The organism is Anaerotruncus sp. 1XD42-93 (assembly GCF_009917605.1).
Lineage (GTDB): Bacteria > Bacillota > Clostridia > Oscillospirales > Ruminococcaceae > Anaerotruncus.
Genome location: NZ_QZEG01000039.1, coordinates 1 through 16,928, shown reverse-complemented (window position 1 = coordinate 16,928; position 16,928 = coordinate 1). Strand labels below are relative to the sequence as shown.

Below are 16,928 nucleotides of genomic sequence, written 5' to 3'. Positions count from 1 at the left end.
TGCAATTTACAAAAAAAACATACCAAACTATTTAATTTTAGCAAAATGCACGAAAGGAAATTGGAAACATATAGCTATCTTCCAAATAAAATTGCAGAAAAGTAAAATTCCCGCACCGGAGAACCCTGTTCCCCAGTGCGGAAAGAGATTTAAACCGATTGCCGCCATGCCTGCTGGCGGATCTGCTTGAGGGTTTTCATCACCGGATTTTTTGCGCCAAAATAGTCCTTCAGCTGGCAGTATTCGCGATATAGGGTCTCGTAGACTGCGACATGCGCCGGGATGGGGCGATAAGTCTTTTCCTGGATGCGGCCCATCGCCTGCGCCGCGTCGAAGATCGAGTCATAGCCGCCCCGTTCGGAACCTGCGGCAACCGCAGCGTACATCGCCGCACCGAGGGCGGCGGTCTGCTGGGACGCCGCCACCTTGATCTCCCGGTTGGTAATGTCTGCGTAAATCTGCATCAGGAGCGGATTCTTTTCCACGATCCCACCACAGGCCCGGATTTCATCCACCAACACGCCCGCATCCTCGAACGCCTCCATAATCAGCCGGGTACCGAAGCCGGTCGCCTCGATCAGCGCCCGGTAAACCTCCTCCGGACGGGTCGATAGGGTATACCCGACGACCATCCCCGAAAGGTCAACATCCACAAACGGGGTCTTGTTCCCACTCCACCAGTCGAGGGCGAGCAGCCCGCTCTCCCCGGGGACGAGCTTTTCCGCAAGCCGGGTCAGATATTCGTGCATCCCGCATCCGGCCCCTTTGGCCTGCTCATGGTATGCGGCAGGGACACAGTGGTTGACAAACCAGCCGAAGATGTCTCCGACCCCCGCAAGCCCGGATTCCAGCGCATAGTAGCCGGGCATGATCCCGCCCTTGACCGCGCCGCAGATGCCGCCCCCCGAATAGGGGCGGTCGCTTAGAGCGGCCTGTACGCTCGAGGTGCCGATAATCAGCATCATCTGTCCCGGCTTGGTGATCCCGCAGCCCGGGAGCCCGGCATGCGCGTCGATGATGCTCGCCCCGACCGCCGTACCAGGCAAAAGCCCCAGCTTTTCCGCCCAGGCCGGGTTCAGCTCCCCGATCCGGCTGCCCACCGGACAGATATCCTCACCGAGTTTGTCCTCCGGATAGGTTTCCAGCCGGGGGTCAAGCGCCCTCAAAAATGCCTGCTCGGGGTATCCCTCCCCTTCCAGCCACATCGCCTTGTACCCGGCGGTGCTTCCGGTACGGCGGCGGGAGCCGGTCAGCAGGAAGGTCAGCCAGTCGGACGCCTCCAGAATCTGGTCGGCGCACTGGTAGATTTCCGGATCCTCCCGCAGGATCTGGAGCGCCTTGGGGAGGGTCAGTTCGGAGGAAATCTTGCCGCCATAGCGCGGGAGGTCGATTTCCCCGCGCGCGGCGAGCAGCGCATTGATCTCATCCGCTTCCGGCTGGGCGGCATGGTGCTTCCATAGCTTCACATAAGCATGCGGACGGGCTTCAAATGCCGGCAGAAAACAGAGCGGCGTACCGTCCCGGTCGATCGGAAGGACGGTGGACGCGGTGAAGTCGATCGAAAGCCCGATCACTTCCTGGGGTGCAATCCCTGCCTGCCGCAGTACCGCAGGCACCGTTTCGGTCAGCACATCCAGATAGTCCTGCGGATGCTGGAGCGCCCAGTCCACCTCCAGACGCACGCCGCAGGGCAGTTCCCGGTCCATCACCGCGTGGGGATATTCCTTTACCGCCTGTGCAGCGATCTCCCCGGTTGCCGCTTCCACAAGCACTGCCCGTCCCGACAGGGTACCGTAGTCCAGACCGATCACGTATTTTGTTTTCGCCATCGTCAAGCCCTCCCAGACAAAGACTTCCTTTGCAATTTTTCAATGATTTTTGGAATATTTTGATTTTTTTAAAGTATTTCGATTATAAAGCAGACTGTACAGAAAAGTCAAGCGAGGGAGCGGGAATGTTGGGTTTGATACGAATGTTTTCGCAAAACACACACAAAATAACAGTAATGACTTGTCAACCCGAAAAAGAAGCGTTATAATAGAAACAATATAACCGATCGGATTCGGAAATGATTTTTACGGGAGGTTTTTGCAGATGGGAAAGAACAGCTTCATCGCCATAGTCGCGCTTCTGATCGCGGTAGCGGGGGCTATTGTGGCGTTTGCAGCCTATTTCAAACGCCGGAAATGCGCACTTTGTGAAGATTTTGACGATGAGTTGATGGACGAGGACGCGGAAGATCTGGACTACTATGCCACCCAGGTCGAGAGTGACGATGATGCGCTGGAGGAGCAGACCCCCGATGCAGAAGCTGCTTCGTCGGATGACAAGGCCAGTGACGCGGATAAGAAGGACCCGGATGAAGAGGAATAATCGGGGGCTTTCGTTTTTCTGATCTCAAAAGGGACAGGCGCTGTAAAGCGTCTGTCCCTTTTATCTTAGGGGCTTTCCCGTTTCTTTTGCAGGAAGCCTGTTCGCTTGTAAGAAAACCATCTCCATCCAAAAACGGAAATTTCACCCAAAAACGCTTCTCAAGGTTTCTCTGCGAGATAGTCCGCCAGTGCAAGCCATTCCCCGTCGGCGTCGGTACCCTTAACCACCGCATACTGCTGGGTAACGCCGGCCAGGGTCCCAAAAATGTCCCCCTTGAGCAGGAGTCCGGACCGGTCGTCCGGCTGGTCCGCGCCGCAGCGGTAAACAGCAAACCGGTCGCCGCTCTGCTGCTCGAAGCAGATCAGCGTTTCAAAATCGTAGCTTTGGCAGTCTGCCACCGGATTAAACGGGAGACGCCGCAGTTCCGAGGTCCTCTCCTGCGCATCGACGATGCAGGTGTCCTCCTGATTGCGCAGCACCATGTACCGGTCTTTGATTGGGCCTTGCGGCTGGCTGTACGCCTGGAACGGGACAACCTGCGGTTCCCTGCCCGAACCGGCGTCAGCGTCACAGACTACAAATCCGATATTTTCCATCCCGTCAGCCGCCTCCTGGCTGTCATAAATGGTCATTACCACCCTGCCCCCCTCGCAGAGCAGGCGCGGTTCGACCACCTGAAGGGCTTTTCCGGGTGCAAGCGTCTGCGGAATGGCAGAGTTGGCGTAAAGGAGCCGCGCATCGCTGCCGTCCTGGTTTGCAATCCAGACCCCATCGTCCGCCTCCCAGACCAGCCTGTCCCCGGAAAGGTCGAACATTCCGCCGTCCTGCCGCCCATCCCCCTGAGCCGCGACCGATACCACAGCGGGCAGATCATAGGCCAGTTCTTCCGACGGGTTCTGACTGTTCTTATAGAGCACCCCATCCTGGAAAAAAAGGCAGTAGTCGAACTGCTCAAACGCGTTGGACGGGGAAATCCGTGTCAGCAGCCTTTCGCCAAGTGGAATTTGATAGAGCATCCCGCCGGTGTCGGTATTGTGTGCCTCAAGCATCCAGTAACGATCTGCTTGCCCAATGTCGCGCCAACCCAACAGCAGGATATCCCCTATCTGTACCATCGCGTTTTCAATCGCCGCTGTTTCAGAGGCACCGGGAGCCGGACGCAGGATGGTAGCTTTCCCTCCAAAATCAGCATGTACCTCTTCGGTATGCTGCTCGATCAGCGCGGCAAACTGCTCATAGAGCACCCGATTGCCGGCATAAGCTTCGACATCCGGGAAAGCAGCATCGTCTGTCCGGCTGGATGCCCCATCCGCAGCGGATACCGTCTGTGAACCGCTCACCTCCAGATATGCGCCGCCCGGATTGGCTGCGTCGCTTTCCGACAGCAGAGAGACAGCAATCGAGGCCCATTGATCTTCCAGATCAATCTGTATGCTGATTGGGTCGCTTTCAGACGCAGCCATCTCCGGGACGCTGTCCAGCTTTTCCAAATCCGCGTCCGCCAGCAGTGCGGCAATCGAACGCCGCAGCTCCCAGCTGTCCGGGACCCGCATTCCTCTGACTGCATCCAACCCGACCGGCCAGGTCTGAACGGATGCCTCCGGATCACCCATCAGACCGGCGGCTGTGCGGAGCAGACCGTATTCTTCCGGCAGAACGGGAAATGGTTTTTCTTGTGTATCTGGCGCCCCGCTTGATACCGATGATTCCGGTTGACTGGTATGCCGCGCAGAACTGACAGACGGGATCTCGGGATCTTTCAGGATCAGGTCATCGGTTCCCGGCTCTGCTATGCCGCAGCCGCCTAGGGCAACCGCCACTGCCAGGGCTGCGCACCAGAGAGATTTCATTAACAGGACCTCCTCCATGTTATCATACTGGAATTTATAACATATTAACACATAGAATAACCATTCAAACTGCCAAAAGGGGACAGCCTGTCCCACACAACTGCCCCTGCCATCTGCAAAATATCATTTGTGCTCCCTTTTGGCAAAGTGCAGCACCGCAGCAATCCTGCATCCATTGTTTGTGGGGCCCGCCCTCTGCAAAAGAGGCACCCAATGCCAACAGCAGCCGGACTTTTGTCCGGCTGCTGTTTTCTGTAACAGGGAGCATCTATTTTACGGATTCACCACATTGATCGGGTTTCCATCCAGGAACGCGCGCAGGCTTTCAACCGCAATCCCCATCAACCTCTGGCGGCTCTCTTTGGGCGCCCAGCTGATATGCGGCGTAATCAGGCAGTTTTTCGCCTTGAGCAGGGGATTGTCTCCCCGGATCGGCTCGGTCGAGACCACATCCAGACCGGCCGCATAGACCTTGCCGCTGTTGAGGGCATCCGCGAGATCCTGCTCGACGATGAGCGGGCCGCGGCTGTTGTTGAGCAGGATCACCCCGTCCTTCATTTTGGCGATGGTGTCCCGGTTGATGATCCCCTGGGTTTCAGGGAAAAGAGGGCAGTGCAGGGCGATCACATCCGAGCAGGCGAACAGCTCCTCCAGCGGCAGATACCGCCCAATCTCCCGGCCTTCATCGGTCTCGATGCTGTCGCAGGCGACCACCTGCATCCCGAGTGCGCGCGCAATCCGGCCGGTGGTGCGGCCGATCCGGCCAAACCCGATAATGCCCATCGTCTTGCCGGCCAGCTCGATCAGCGGATAATCCCAGAAGCACCAGTCGGGGCAGGACTCCCAGCGCCCTTCATGTACGGCCGCATCGTGGTGCGCCACATGATGGCAGATCTCGAGCAGCATCGCAATCGCAAACTGCCCGACCGCATCGGTGCCATAGGTGGGGATGTTGCAGACCGGAATCCCCCGCTCCTTCGCCGCCTGCACATCGACGATGTTGTATCCGGTGGCAAGCACCCCGATGTACCGGACATTCGGGCAGCGGTCGAGCATTTCGCGGGGCAGCGGCGTCTTGTTGAGAATCACGATCTCCGCATCTCCGATCCGGTCAGCGACCTGCTCAGGCGGGGTCCGGTCGTAGACGGTCAGCTCGCCCAGTGCTTCCAGCCCCGACCAGCTCAGATCGCCGGGATTTTCTGTGTATCCATCCAGAATCACAATTTTCAAGCAAATTCCTCCTGTCTTTTACAGCATCGCCCAGGCGCGGCGGATCACCCGTTTGGTATTCGCGAGGATGATGTCCTCGTCCTCATCGCCCCAGGGCTTGACCTCCAGCGAAAGCACGTACGGCTGTTCCGCGCAGAAGAACCCTTCCTCTTTGAGCACCCGGAAAAAGTCCAGAAGCTGGGGGGTATCGTTCGCGCTGTTGGGGAATCCGAAACGGGGGTGCTGGTCGCCGTACGCCTCACAACCCGATTGTACCACAGCATTGCCAATATGGAAATGGGTGATATACGGACGCAGCGTCCGGATGACAAACCTGCTGGTCTCGTAGGTGGTAGGGAAGTGGGAAAGATCGACCAGCAGTCCAAAATTGCTGTGGGTTGTCCGCATCTCGGCTGCAAACTGCGCCGCATAGGGAGCGGGGCCGATCAGCGCGGCCTTATCCATATCGTAGTCGAATACCTCCAGCTCGACCATCATCCCTTTGCCCGCCGCATAATCGCAAACCGCGCGGGTGGTTTTCAGGAGCTGTGCAAACGCCTCCTGTCTGGATTCCGCCGACCACTTGCCCGCCAGGAAAGCGATCCCCCGCGCGCCGACACTCTCTGCCTCGTCAACCGCTTCCAGAAGGGTGGCTTCGGCCTTTTTGCGTCCCTCCTCGTCGAGGTCATTCGGGTTGAGCTTCGGCCCGAGCAGCCGGGGCTGCGCACCGTAGCAGACGGTCAGATGGCTCTGGGACAGCAGCTTAACCGCCTGTTCCCGGGTCTGCCCGTCCGGAAATTTCCCGATCTCGATCGCGTCAAAGAAATCGTCACAGGCGATCTCCCGGATCGAGGTGAGCAGTTCCTTCCGCGGATGGCTCATCCATTGGATGGTTCCAATCTGAAAATAACGGTGGATGGATTCGTTCATATCGGTTTCCCCTTTCCTAAAGCTGATTATGCCTTTTTACGCTGTAATGCAAGCCGCGCTTTTTCGGCGATCGCCTGCGCATCCAGATGATAGGCGGTCAGCAGCGCCCCATACGCGCCGCTCTCGGTATAGCTGTCAAGGCCCACGAATTCCTGTATGGTGGGGCGCCCCTGCGCGAGCACCTCTGCGACCGCGCTCCCAAGCCCGCCCCGGATGCTGTGTTCCTCCGCGGTGACGATGCATCCGGTCTTTTCCGCAGATTCGAGAACCAGTTCCCGGTCGACCGGCTGGACCGTATGCAGATCGACCACCCGCGCAGAAATCCCCTCCGCCTCAAGCAGGCCGGCGGCTTCGAGTGCGTGGTGTACCATCAGCCCGGTTGCCAGGAGCGAGACGTCCGCGCCTTCCCGCAGCAGGATTCCCTTGCCGGGCGTAAATACCATGTCCTCCGGATAGAGCACCGGCGCTTCGGCGCGGGAGAGGCGCAGATATACGGGGCCTTCGATCTCCGCGGCAGAGAATACCGCTTTTTCGGTCTCCACAGGGTCGCAGACCGAAAGGATCGTCATCCCCGGCAGCGAGCGGACGAACGCCATGTCAAAAATGCCGTGATGGCTTGCGCCATCGTAAGCATCCGAAAGTCCGCTGTAGGCTCCGCAGAGCTTGACATTCAGATGGTCATAGGCGATCATGCTGCTGATCGGATCGGAAGCGCGGGTGGTGAGAAAGACCGAAAATGTATTGACAAACGGGATCTTCCCAGCGTAAGCGAAGCCCGCCGCCATCGCTGCCATATTGAGTTCGGCAATCCCGACGTTGAAATACCGGTCGGGGAACGCCTTCCCAAAGACCGCACTTTTGGTCGAGCCACCCACATCAGCCTCGAGCACAACGACCCGTTCCTCCTGCTGCCCCAGTTTTTTGAGCGCTGCCCCATAAACATCCCGAATCGAAACCTTATCCGGCATTGCGATCCACCCCCAGTTCCTTCAATGCGCAGAGGCAGTCCTCCCGGCTGACCGGCTTTCCATGCCACGCGCTCTGGCCTTCCATGAACGAGACCCCTTTGCCCTTCACCGTTTCCGCGACCACAAGCGCCGGCGCATCGGACGCCTTCGCCCGGTTCAGGGCCTCCCGCAGGGCAGGGATGCTGTGCCCGTCACAGGGGAACACTTCCCAGCCGAACGCCTGCCAGCGGTCGGCAATCCGGTCCATCGGCATAACCTCATTATTGGTCCCGTCGAGCTGCACCCCGTTATGGTCGAGGATTGCAACCAACCGGCCCGGGCGGAACTTGTTAGCCGACATCGCGGCCTCCCAGACCCCTCCTTCCTGAATTTCCCCATCTCCCAACAGCACCCAGGTGGTGTAGTCCTGGCCGTCCAGCCGGGCGGCAAGCGCCATGCCGAGCGCTGCCGAAAGCCCCAGCCCGAGCGGGCCGGTCGAACAGTCGATCCCCGGTGTTTTGTGGGCGCAGGGGTGTCCCTGGAGCCGGCTGCCGTACTGGCGCAGGGTGGGGAGCCATTCCACCGGGAAAAATCCCCGGTGGGCAAGCGTGAGATAGAGCATGGGGGCGGCGTGCCCTTTGGAGAGCACAAACCGGTCCCGGGCGTTCCAGTCCGGCTGCTCCGGACGGATGTTCATACATTCAAAATAGAGGGTTGCCAGGATTTCACAGCAGGAGAGGCTTCCCCCCGGGTGCCCGGTCTGGATCCTGTGGAGCAGTTCAATCAGCTCGACCCGCATCGTGCGGCAGAGCGCTTCCAGCTCCTGATCCCGTTGATCCGCTGCATGGCGCATTCTATTTCCTCCCTTTGGGCCAAAGGCTGGCTGAACCATCGGAATGGACGTCTGTTTTACAGGAGGCGGTGTCTGCTGTGCGGAATGTGCGGTGGGTTCCTGTTTCCGCCGCTTGTTCCCCGCGAAACATCTGTCCTTTTCCCCGTTTCCAAGCCAGCCCTGGAATCTGTTTTCTTCTTTGGGGCGTCAATCCCGCTCAGACCGGTGCGGGCAGGTCAGCCGGCATCATACATTCGTAGGTCCGGCCCTGCATACTCTCCCTGAACTCATCCTGTGCCTTGAGCACCCGCTCAGGCTCGGTGAGCAGCCGCAGCCCTGCGAGCGCGGTCACCTTGGAGCCGTAGAGCATCCCTTTCTGGCCGATCGAACGCCCCAGGCAGGCCGCTACCAACCAGCTGTGCCCCGGCGCGCCGATGCTGTAGCAGGCGGTTTTATAGAAGGTGGTCGGTACGATATGCCCCACATCCCCGACATCGGTGGAACCGTAATCGTCGGCCTCGTCGATCGTCATAACCCCCGAATGAAGCTGGGTGTCCGGGTCCTTTGCGCCGGAGAACCGTACGCTCTCTTTCCAGAGGTCGGGCACCGTCTCATTGATTTTGCGGGCGTATGCGATCTCCTCTTCGGTCCACGGCTCCTGCGGGATCGCACGCATACATTCGTCGATCAGATCGGCAAGCTGGTGGTTGGGAAGGGTCGGATAGCAGCCGCCCAGCCGTTCTACCGTCAGTTCGGTTTCGGTCATCCATGCGGCTCCCTGCGCCACCTTGAGCATCCGCTCTTCGACCATCTTCATCGTCTCACGGGTCAGGGCGCGGTCATAGTACCAGACGGTTGCATGATCCGGAACGATATTCGGCGCACTTCCGCCATCGGTAACCACATAATGCATCCTCACATCCATCGGGACATGCTCCCGCAGATAGTTGATCCCCACATTCATCAGCTCCACCGCGTCGAGCGCGCTGCGCCCCTTCTCCGGATCACAGGCGGCGTGTGCGGTCTTGCCGGTGAAATGGTATTTCACCGAGTTCACCCCGGTGCAAACACTGTAGGACGCGCGGGTATACCGTCCGGGATGCCATGCGAGCGCGCAGTCCAGCTCCCGGAATGCGCCTGCCCGCGCCATAAACCCCTTGCCGGTCAAAACCTCTTCGGCTGGGCATCCGTAAAAGACCAGGGTGCCTGAGAGTTTCTGCTCCTCCATCTCCCGCTTGATCGCCGCGGCACTGCCTGCCATGCCTACTGCGAGCAGGTTATGTCCGCAGCCATGCCCGTAAGCGCCCGGGACCTCCGGCTCCTGATATGGAACGTCCTTCTGGCTCTGTCCGGGCAGCGCGTCATATTCCCCGAGGAAGCCGATCACCGGATGTCCGGAACCCCACTGCGCACGCAGCGCGGTCGGCAGGCCGAAGCATCCCCGCTCGACCTGAAACCCCTCCGCCTCCAAAAATGCGGCGCAGGTGTCGCTTGCAATTTTTTCCTGATAGGGTCCCTCCGGATTCTCCCAGATTTTCCTGCTCATCGCGCAGAGCTGGCCCGACAGCTCCTCGATCGACGCAAATGCTTTTTCTCCCAGCATCATCATGAAACCTCCTTTTGCCCTTCCTGATTCTTTTTCTGCAATTTAATGATAATTTTTTGCTATTTATAAGATAACATTTTGCGGTCAAAATTGCAATCCAGAACGATCGATTTTTTTGTTTTTCTCTGTTCCTGTCAAGAAAAAGCGGTCCTAATTGGTGGTTTTTCCAGATAAGCAACCGCAAGCAAAAGGGATGGTTTATATATCCTGCTAATTTCTATGAATATTTAATGATAAATTTATATCTTTATATTGACATTCCATTTCAAATCATTTAGTCTTAAAAAGGCGGAAAATGTGCGGCCAAATCACCAAACAACTGATAAGAAAAGGGGAATTTCAATGAAAACAAAAATTGGGATCATCGGACTGGGAACGATGGGCATGGGTATTGCGGAAAATCTGCTCAAGCGCGGCTATGTGGTGCAGGGCTTTGACCTGCTGCCCGAACGGATGCAGCTGCTGGAGCAGAAGGGCGGAACGGCAGCCCCCTCCCCCGCACAGGCTGCGGACGGCGCATCGGCTCTGATTCTGATGGTTTTCAACGGCGAGCAGGTGCAGGACGTCCTGTTCGGGCAGGACGGGGCTGCAAACGTGCTTCCCAAAGGGGGCAGTGTGCTGGTTACCGCATCGGTTGGATACGCGGCCTGTGAGGAAGCGGAGAAAGGGCTGGAACCGTTGGGCCTGCATCTGGTCGACTGCCCGGTGCGCGGTACCGCTGCAACCAGCGCTTCGGGTGAACTCTACCTGATGGTCGGCGCATCCCCGGAAGCGTTCTCCAAAAATCAGGAGCTGCTCAACCAGCTCGGCTCGACAGTCATACACGTCGGGGACAAGCCCGGCATGGGGCAGAAAGCCAAAACCTGTATGCAGGCGTTTTTCAGCCTGATGTTCGAGGGAACCTGTGAGCTGCTGGCGCTCGGGACCGCATCCGGCCTGGATCCCCGCACTGTTTTTGAGGTGCTCGACGGGACCAGCGCTTCCAACGGCATCTTCCGGGCCACCGCCAAGCACGTCGCCGGCAGGGTGTTTACCGGCACCGGGAACCCGCTCTCGATCCTCGATAAAGACATGCAGATCGCCTGTGCATCCGCGTCCGCATTCGGGCTTTCCCTGCCCGCCCTCGAGGGTATCTCGTCCAACTTCCGCGAGAGCATGAAACAGTGCGGCAAGGAGGACATCTGGTCGGTGGTCAAAACACTGGAGCAGCCCGCCGGGCTGGAAATCCAGTTCGATTTCCCGGAATAAGCACAAAAAGGCTGACCGCCTAAAAAGCGGTCAGCGCTTCCTTTCCAGCTGGGGGACATACGCTTTTGCGGGAGGCTGCGCCGAAGTGCCGAGGAATACCTCCGGTTCCAGCACCACCTTTTTTACCGTATTGAACTGAATCTGATGCTCTTTGATCTCCTGAATCCGCTCCAGCACGATCCTGGCAGCGATGATTCCGGCGTCCACATAGCTTGCCCCCACCGCGGTGAAGTCCCGCTGATCCTCCCCCGACTGGAAGATTCCAAACGGTACCACACTGATATCCTCGGGCACCCGTTTGCCCGCAGCGGCCAGTTCATCCACAATGCCGCGCGCCATCGCGTAGTTGGAGGAAAGAACGGCGGTTACTTCCGGCATCTCGGAGAGCAGTTTCCGCGCCGCCTGCACGCCTCCCGACTTCTCCAGATTCCCGGAAAGGATATACTTTTCATCGGCGGGCAGCCCACGCCTGTGCATTGTATCCAGATAGCCCATCCGCTCCTCATAGGAGCCTGACGCCTCCGGAGGCGCGTTGACCAGCGCGATGTACCTGTGCCCCATATCGGCCAGAAAATTAACGCCGCAGATCGAGCCGTGGTAGCTGTCCAGAATGACCGAATCTACCTTCGACCATGCTTCGCACCAGTGCACCGCCACCAGCGGGAGCTGCCGGTGCTTCTCGGCGATCCGCGCCAGCTCGGTGCGGGCGGCAAGGCTGGTGATGACGATGCAGCCGTCCACCACCCCCCGCTCGATCAGTGCAGTGAGGTATTCATCAAAATAGGCGGCCTTTGCGCCTGTTTCACAAAAGATTGAGAGATAGCCATTCTCCCGCAGATAGTTTGCCGCTGCCCGTACGATCGCGTTGGCATTGCGGGTGATGTCCTCCATCACCATAACGATCATCCGGGCGCGCTGCCGCTCGGTGAGTGCCTCGACCTTTTGTGGACGGTAATCCAGCTCTTTCATTGTGTCGAGGATAAACTGGCGGGTCTTTTCGTTCACGCTCGGATTGTTCGCTATCACACGCGAAACCGTTACAGGAGAAACATTGCACTTCTGCGCGATGGTTTTGATTGTAGTCTTCATGGTTCTTTCCCCTTTGGCGCATATTCAGCAGTTTTTTCTTCCCGAATTTCCCAAATCCTATCACAATTATATCAAAATGGTAACATTATTGCAAGTTATTAGAACCGCTTTTCCGCCCAAATTCGCCTTTTTTGTATGCTTTTCAACCATCTTGTCAAAACCACAGGTTTTGACATCCACAGCCGAGCTGTGGAGCCGGGTTCTATTTTCGGTGCTGTCGCCCGATCATCCGGAAACTGTATTTCTATTCTTTTTTAATCCAACGAAGGAGGTCGTTCTTTATGAAAACTGGCTGCTGTCTGCTGCTGCTCGCCACCCCGGATGACCCGCTTGCCCGCAGAGCTGTCCCGCTGGCCGGGCAGTCAGGCTACGATTATGCGGAGGTATCGCTTGCGCGACTGCTCCTGCTGGACGCCAGGGAAACCGCCGCCTACCGCAAACTGCTCGATGAAGCCCGCTTGCCTGCCGAGGTGTTTAACAACGCGATCCCCAAAGGAATGGCGTTGATCGGGCCGCACGCCGACCCTGTGCGTCTGGACACCTATATCCGCCGTTCCCTTTCGGTGGCCGAGCAGATGGGGACCGGCCTCATCACGATGAGTGGGCCGAACCGCGCCACTGTGCCGGAGGGGTTCGACTGGGATGGGGATGGGTTTCCGCAGTATCTGGAATTCCTGCACCGGTTCGGAACACAGGCAGCGGAACGCGGGGTATCTCTAGCGATCGAGCCGATCAATGACGAGGAACACAGCTTTGTTTCCACCCTCTCGGATGCGCAGCGCGCAGCGGATGCCTGCGGGTGTGGGAATGTCGGTGTGATCGTTGATTTCTACCATTTCTGGAAACAGCAGGACAGCCCTGATTCGCTCATGCAGCTCTGCCGCGGCCAGAAGCTCCGGCATATCCATTACGCGGCATATCCTGAGCGCACCTATCCATTGCAGGACGATCTATCTGCTTGCCGGGATGCCCTCGAACCGCTCTTTTCCGCTGGATACCAGGGGCGGGTCAGCATCGAGGCGTATGCCCGGAACCCCGTTTCCGACCTCCCGGAAGCCTGCCGCCTGCTGCATAACCTTTTTTAAACTGTCCTACCTTTTCGAGGGTGCTTTTTCACTTGCAAAAAGCACTCTTTTGCCGTTCTTAGGCGGCAAATTACCCGAAAAACTGCTGCTGGAACGTCATGCATGGCCCGACCGGTGCGAAACGCCGAATCTCAGGCCGGAGCGCGGCGCTAAAATCTCGTCCATTTTTGCCCGGCCTAAGAGCCGCTTTGGCAGCTGCGCTCTGAAACGCTCGCAGTGCGGCGGTCAAAAACAGCGGGGCGTGGTGGCGGAGCCTTCATCGCCCTGCAAAATATCCCTACAGAAAAAGGGGGCCCAGCGGATTCCGTCCGGGTCCCCTTTTTGGAGCCTTCTTTTCGGGTCAGGCGTTTGCGCGCGATTTATAGCTGTCAAGCACCGCGGCAAACAGGGTGATCCCTCCGGTAAACACGAGCTGCCAGAACGAGTTGATCCCCTCGCTGTTTAGCCCGTTGCGGATCATTGCGACCAGAAAAACACCTACAAAGGTACCGATGACACTTCCCTGTCCGCCTTTCAGGCTGGTCCCGCCGATGACCGCAGCCGCAACGCATTCGGTATGCAGCAGATCGGCAGTGCCCGAGCGGGCCGCACCCATCCGCGACATCAGCATCATTGCCGCTACCGCCGCCGAAACGGCCGAAATCATATAACAGGCGATCTTGACCCGCTTTACGTTGATCCCCATAACCTGCGCCGCAACGGGATTTCCGCCGCAGGCGTAGACCTTGCGCCCGAACGAGGTGCAATGCAGCACATAAAGCCCGAACAGCATGATCAGTAGCGCAATCCAGGTCAGATTGGAGATGCCGAACGTCTTGGTCCATGCGAACTGGGTGTAGACGCGGGGTAACCCATACTGGGTCTCCTGTTTGGTATAGTAGGCGACGATACCGCGCACCACATAGCCGGTCGCGATCGTCCCGATAAACGGGGGCAGGCCGATAATAACGACAAACAGGCCGTTAAAAAATCCGATCAGCAGGGCAAACGCCAGCATCATCAGCATCGACATGGGGATATTCCCGGTCGATGAGAGGTACAGGGTCGCAACCACACTGGAAAAGGCAATCTGGGAGCCGACTGACATATCGTTGTTGCCGCTGACAAGCACAAACGTGATCCCCACCGCACAGACCAGATAATAGGCTGACTGTTCAAACACGTTGACCATATTGCGGGCAGTGAGAAAATCCGGATTGATGATCGCAAAGGTTGCGAAGATCGCGATAATCGCGAGATACAGGCCGCAGTTAAGCATCAGTTTCTGTGGTGTCAGCCAATCACGGGAAAACGGAAGCCGCCGGGCCGGCTGGGCGGTAGTTCTTTCCATGCCGAAACCTCCTTCGTGCTGTCTGCACAGCAAGATTCACCCATTCCGGGAGCCGGCGGCGGATGGCGCCGCCGGCCCCGGTCAGGGGACTGGACACTCTGCCGCTCAATTATGCGGGAGGAAGCGCCCACAGCAGATTCTCCTTCTGGAGATAGTCCACATTGTGACGGGTGACGATCATGGTCGGGAGCTTGTTGTTCTGGCCCGCTACCGAAGTGTCACCGTTGAAATAGTCCTGGCAGACCTTGAGCACGTCGCTTGCAAAGAGGTCGAAACGCTGGTTTGCAACGATGTCGTTTTCGCCCGCCTGGATGCCCTTGACAACACTCGAGATACCGTCAACCGACGCGATGATGACATGGCGCGGATCCTCGGGCGGGAAGAGCATGTTCAGTTCCTTGAGCGCGGAGACGACCGGTGCAACCTGGTTGTCTCCCACGACGAAGATGGCTTTGATGTTCGGGTTGGTTTTGAAGCCGTCCAGCACCGCATTGTAAACCTTCTCGATGTTGGATTCTACGCTCGGCTCGCCGACAACCTTGAGGTGCGGCCAATAGGCCAGCTCATCGTTGAGGCCGGACATACGGTCACGGACTGCGGAAGAGGTCATGTTGCCGACGCATTTGAGCACTTCCACCGATCCCTCGGCTGCGGGGTTGCCGTCCGCGTCGGTCATGGTCATCATCGCGATCGAACGCGCGACGTCGCGTCCGCAGCAGACGTTGTCGGTTTCCAGGGTGAAGTAGATGTCCGCGCTGATCCGGCGGTCAACCGCGATTACCGGGATGCCCTGCGCCATGATGTTCTCAACCACCGGCGCGATTCCGTCCGGGTCGACCGAGTTGCAGATAATCAGGTCGCAGTTCTGGTTGGCGAGGTCCTGAAGCTGGTCGATCTGGCGTTCCAGGTTGCCCTCCGCCTGGAGCAGGATCAGCTCGTCAATCCCGTACTCCTTGTAGTGGTCCTGATAGTTCTGGACCAGCACCTGGGTTGCCTCCGCCGCAAGGCTCGACCAGCAGATGCCGACGATATTTTTGCCGTCGTCGATGTTGGGGTTTTTGACCGCCCCGGCCGCTGCGCCGGAGCCGCCGCCCTGTGGTGCGGGGGCGCTGCTGCCGGAACTTCCGGAGCAGGCTGTGAGCAAGAATGTGGCTGCGAGCGCGAGCGCTCCCATTTTCAGCAGATTCCGTTTCATAATTGTCCCTCCATTTTTATTTTTCGGTTCAGGAATTCCTGTCCGTTGCGAGGCGCATCTCCCGTTCCCGCTTTTCCTGATATTTTTTCAGCAGATCCATGCTGACGGTGAAGAGCACGACCCCACCCCAGAACACATTGTAAAGATAGATCGAGACGTTGAACATCCGCAGGAGCTGATCCATTGAGGCGATGACGAACACCCCGAGCAGAGTGCCGATGATGTTGCCGCTGCCGCCCAGCATACTGGTTCCGCCGACAACCACCGCCGCCATACAGGAAAATTCCATCTGTGCGCCCATCCCGAACTGTGCGCCGCCGATCCGCGAAACGTTGATCGTCCCCGCCAGCCCGCAGAGCGCGCCGGTCACCAGAAAGGTGATCTCCCGGATGCGGAAGACGTTGACGCCCGAAGCGGCGATCGCATCCGAGTTGTTGCCGATTGCATAAACATATCGGCCGAACCGGGTGTGGTTCATGACCACCACGCTGATCAGGAAGAGCAGCAGGAAGATGAGCACGCTGATCGGGATATTGAACAGCCGGCTCTGCCCGAGCTTGGAAAAGGCATCCGGCATCTTGATCACCGAGTCCCGCCCAATGATGATCGACGCCAGCCCGTTGCAGACCTGCTGCATCGCGAGGGTGGTAATCATCGAGGGCAGCCCGAGCTTGACAATCGCATAGCCGTTGAACGCGCTGACCAGCATACAGACGATCATCGAGCAGAGCAGCCCCAGCAGCATGCTTTCGGTCGCCTGATAGACACGCACCACCAGAACGCCGCCGAGATAGATCTGCGCACCGACCGAAACGTCGGTCACGCCGGTGAGGATCAGCATGGTCATGCCGATTGCGGCCAACCCCCAGATCGCAGCCTGCGAGCCGAGCGACATCAGGTTGGAGATGGTGAAGAACACCGGCATCTTAATCAGCACAAACACTGCCAACAGCGCGATCAGGATCGGGGTCGCATTTTTGAACACAAGGCTTTTCACCCGATTGATTCCGCTCATACCGTTTTCCCTCCCATACATAGTCCGACGAGTTTTTCCTGTGTGGCGTCCTCGCGGTTAAACTCGCCGATGATTTCGCCGTCCCGCATGACCAGGATGCGGTGGCACATGCCGAGCATCTCGGACTCTTCGCAGGAGATCATGATGACTGTCAACGCCAATTTGAAATTGTAAGAAAACGCCGAAGAAATTTTGTAGTTTTTCGGCGGGGGGTAACAA

The 16,928-nt window shown here is 58.1% G+C and carries 14 protein-coding genes and 1 pseudogene; 3 read left to right on the top strand and 12 right to left on the bottom strand.

What is annotated here, in order from left to right; all coding sequences use genetic code 11:
* Positions 1–149: 149 nt before the first annotated feature.
* On the bottom strand, positions 150–1,829 hold the full coding sequence (gene araB, locus D5269_RS12650) for a ribulokinase (RefSeq protein WP_120485885.1): 1,680 nt from the start codon (positions 1,827–1,829) through the stop codon (positions 150–152).
* 265 nt (positions 1,830–2,094) lie between these two features.
* On the opposite strand from araB, the gene D5269_RS12645 reads away from it, so the two are divergent.
* Entirely contained in the window at positions 2,095–2,373 is a 279-nt protein-coding gene (locus D5269_RS12645; protein ID WP_016315760.1) for a hypothetical protein, read from the top strand.
* A gap of 158 nt (positions 2,374–2,531) precedes the next feature.
* On the opposite strand, the gene D5269_RS12640 is transcribed toward D5269_RS12645, so the two are convergent.
* The 6 genes from D5269_RS12640 to D5269_RS12615 form a co-directional block, all read right to left on the bottom strand.
* Positions 2,532–4,223 carry a hypothetical protein gene (locus D5269_RS12640; RefSeq protein WP_120485884.1) on the bottom strand — a complete coding sequence of 564 codons (1,692 nt, stop codon included), beginning with the start codon at positions 4,221–4,223 and terminating at the stop codon, positions 2,532–2,534.
* A gap of 273 nt (positions 4,224–4,496) precedes the next feature.
* On the bottom strand, positions 4,497–5,453 hold the full coding sequence (locus D5269_RS12635; protein ID WP_120485883.1) for a D-2-hydroxyacid dehydrogenase: 957 nt from the start codon (positions 5,451–5,453) through the stop codon (positions 4,497–4,499).
* An 18-nt stretch (positions 5,454–5,471) separates the two neighbouring features.
* Positions 5,472–6,362 (bottom strand): TIM barrel protein, encoded by an 891-nt coding sequence (locus tag D5269_RS12630; protein ID WP_120485882.1) that lies wholly within the window; start codon positions 6,360–6,362, stop codon positions 5,472–5,474.
* A gap of 26 nt (positions 6,363–6,388) precedes the next feature.
* Positions 6,389–7,330, bottom strand: coding sequence for a transketolase C-terminal domain-containing protein (locus tag D5269_RS12625; RefSeq protein WP_120485881.1), 942 nt, complete (start codon positions 7,328–7,330; stop codon positions 6,389–6,391).
* Positions 7,320–8,162 (bottom strand): transketolase, encoded by an 843-nt coding sequence (locus D5269_RS12620; protein ID WP_120485880.1) that lies wholly within the window; start codon positions 8,160–8,162, stop codon positions 7,320–7,322. Before D5269_RS12620 ends, D5269_RS12625 begins: the two co-directional genes overlap by 11 nt.
* A 196-nt stretch (positions 8,163–8,358) precedes the next feature.
* On the bottom strand, positions 8,359–9,750 hold the full coding sequence (locus tag D5269_RS12615; RefSeq protein WP_243126844.1) for an amidohydrolase: 1,392 nt from the start codon (positions 9,748–9,750) through the stop codon (positions 8,359–8,361).
* Between the two features lie 339 nt (positions 9,751–10,089).
* On the opposite strand from D5269_RS12615, the gene D5269_RS12610 reads away from it, so the two are divergent.
* Positions 10,090–10,995 (top strand): NAD(P)-dependent oxidoreductase, encoded by a 906-nt coding sequence (locus tag D5269_RS12610; protein WP_120485879.1) that lies wholly within the window; start codon positions 10,090–10,092, stop codon positions 10,993–10,995.
* Positions 10,996–11,025: 30 nt separating this feature from the next.
* Here D5269_RS12610 and D5269_RS12605 read toward each other — a convergent pair whose 3' ends face one another.
* Positions 11,026–12,084, bottom strand: coding sequence for a LacI family DNA-binding transcriptional regulator (locus D5269_RS12605; RefSeq protein WP_016315752.1), 1,059 nt, complete (start codon positions 12,082–12,084; stop codon positions 11,026–11,028).
* A gap of 281 nt (positions 12,085–12,365) precedes the next feature.
* Here D5269_RS12605 and D5269_RS12600 point away from each other — a divergent pair, with 281 nt between their 5' ends.
* Complete coding sequence (locus tag D5269_RS12600) at positions 12,366–13,169, top strand: TIM barrel protein (protein ID WP_120485878.1); 804 nt, start codon at positions 12,366–12,368, stop codon at positions 13,167–13,169.
* Between the two features lie 340 nt (positions 13,170–13,509).
* On the opposite strand, the gene D5269_RS12595 is transcribed toward D5269_RS12600, so the two are convergent.
* The 4 genes and pseudogenes from D5269_RS12595 to D5269_RS12580 form a co-directional block, all read right to left on the bottom strand.
* On the bottom strand, positions 13,510–14,499 hold the full coding sequence (locus D5269_RS12595) for an ABC transporter permease (RefSeq protein WP_016315750.1): 990 nt from the start codon (positions 14,497–14,499) through the stop codon (positions 13,510–13,512).
* Between the two features lie 109 nt (positions 14,500–14,608).
* A complete protein-coding gene (locus tag D5269_RS12590) occupies positions 14,609–15,694 on the bottom strand; it encodes a sugar ABC transporter substrate-binding protein (RefSeq protein ID WP_016315749.1) in 1,086 nt (361 codons plus the stop codon).
* A gap of 28 nt (positions 15,695–15,722) precedes the next feature.
* Positions 15,723–16,709, bottom strand: a complete 987-nt coding sequence (locus D5269_RS12585) for an ABC transporter permease (RefSeq protein WP_016315748.1) — start codon at positions 16,707–16,709, stop codon at positions 15,723–15,725.
* Positions 16,706–16,928, bottom strand: a pseudogene (locus tag D5269_RS12580) (hypothetical protein); the annotation flags it as partial. The gene D5269_RS12585 and the pseudogene D5269_RS12580, both read right to left, overlap by 4 nt.

Excerpts from the sequence above, each read along its gene's own strand:
- araB (WP_120485885.1), bottom strand. The coding sequence starts at position 1,829 with ATGGCGAAAACAAAATACGTGATCGGTCTGGACTACGGTACCCTGTCG.
- D5269_RS12645 (WP_016315760.1), top strand. The coding sequence starts at position 2,095 with ATGGGAAAGAACAGCTTCATCGCCATAGTCGCGCTTCTGATCGCGGTA.
- D5269_RS12640 (WP_120485884.1), bottom strand. The coding sequence starts at position 4,223 with ATGAAATCTCTCTGGTGCGCAGCCCTGGCAGTGGCGGTTGCCCTAGGC.
- D5269_RS12630 (WP_120485882.1), bottom strand. The coding sequence starts at position 6,362 with ATGAACGAATCCATCCACCGTTATTTTCAGATTGGAACCATCCAATGG.
- D5269_RS12625 (WP_120485881.1), bottom strand. The coding sequence starts at position 7,330 with ATGCCGGATAAGGTTTCGATTCGGGATGTTTATGGGGCAGCGCTCAAA.
- D5269_RS12620 (WP_120485880.1), bottom strand. The coding sequence starts at position 8,162 with ATGCGCCATGCAGCGGATCAACGGGATCAGGAGCTGGAAGCGCTCTGC.
- D5269_RS12615 (WP_243126844.1), bottom strand. The coding sequence starts at position 9,750 with ATGATGATGCTGGGAGAAAAAGCATTTGCGTCGATCGAGGAGCTGTCG.
- D5269_RS12610 (WP_120485879.1), top strand. The coding sequence starts at position 10,090 with ATGAAAACAAAAATTGGGATCATCGGACTGGGAACGATGGGCATGGGT.
- D5269_RS12605 (WP_016315752.1), bottom strand. The coding sequence starts at position 12,084 with ATGAAGACTACAATCAAAACCATCGCGCAGAAGTGCAATGTTTCTCCT.
- D5269_RS12600 (WP_120485878.1), top strand. The coding sequence starts at position 12,366 with ATGAAAACTGGCTGCTGTCTGCTGCTGCTCGCCACCCCGGATGACCCG.
- D5269_RS12595 (WP_016315750.1), bottom strand. The coding sequence starts at position 14,499 with ATGGAAAGAACTACCGCCCAGCCGGCCCGGCGGCTTCCGTTTTCCCGT.
- D5269_RS12590 (WP_016315749.1), bottom strand. The coding sequence starts at position 15,694 with ATGAAACGGAATCTGCTGAAAATGGGAGCGCTCGCGCTCGCAGCCACA.
- D5269_RS12585 (WP_016315748.1), bottom strand. The coding sequence starts at position 16,709 with ATGAGCGGAATCAATCGGGTGAAAAGCCTTGTGTTCAAAAATGCGACC.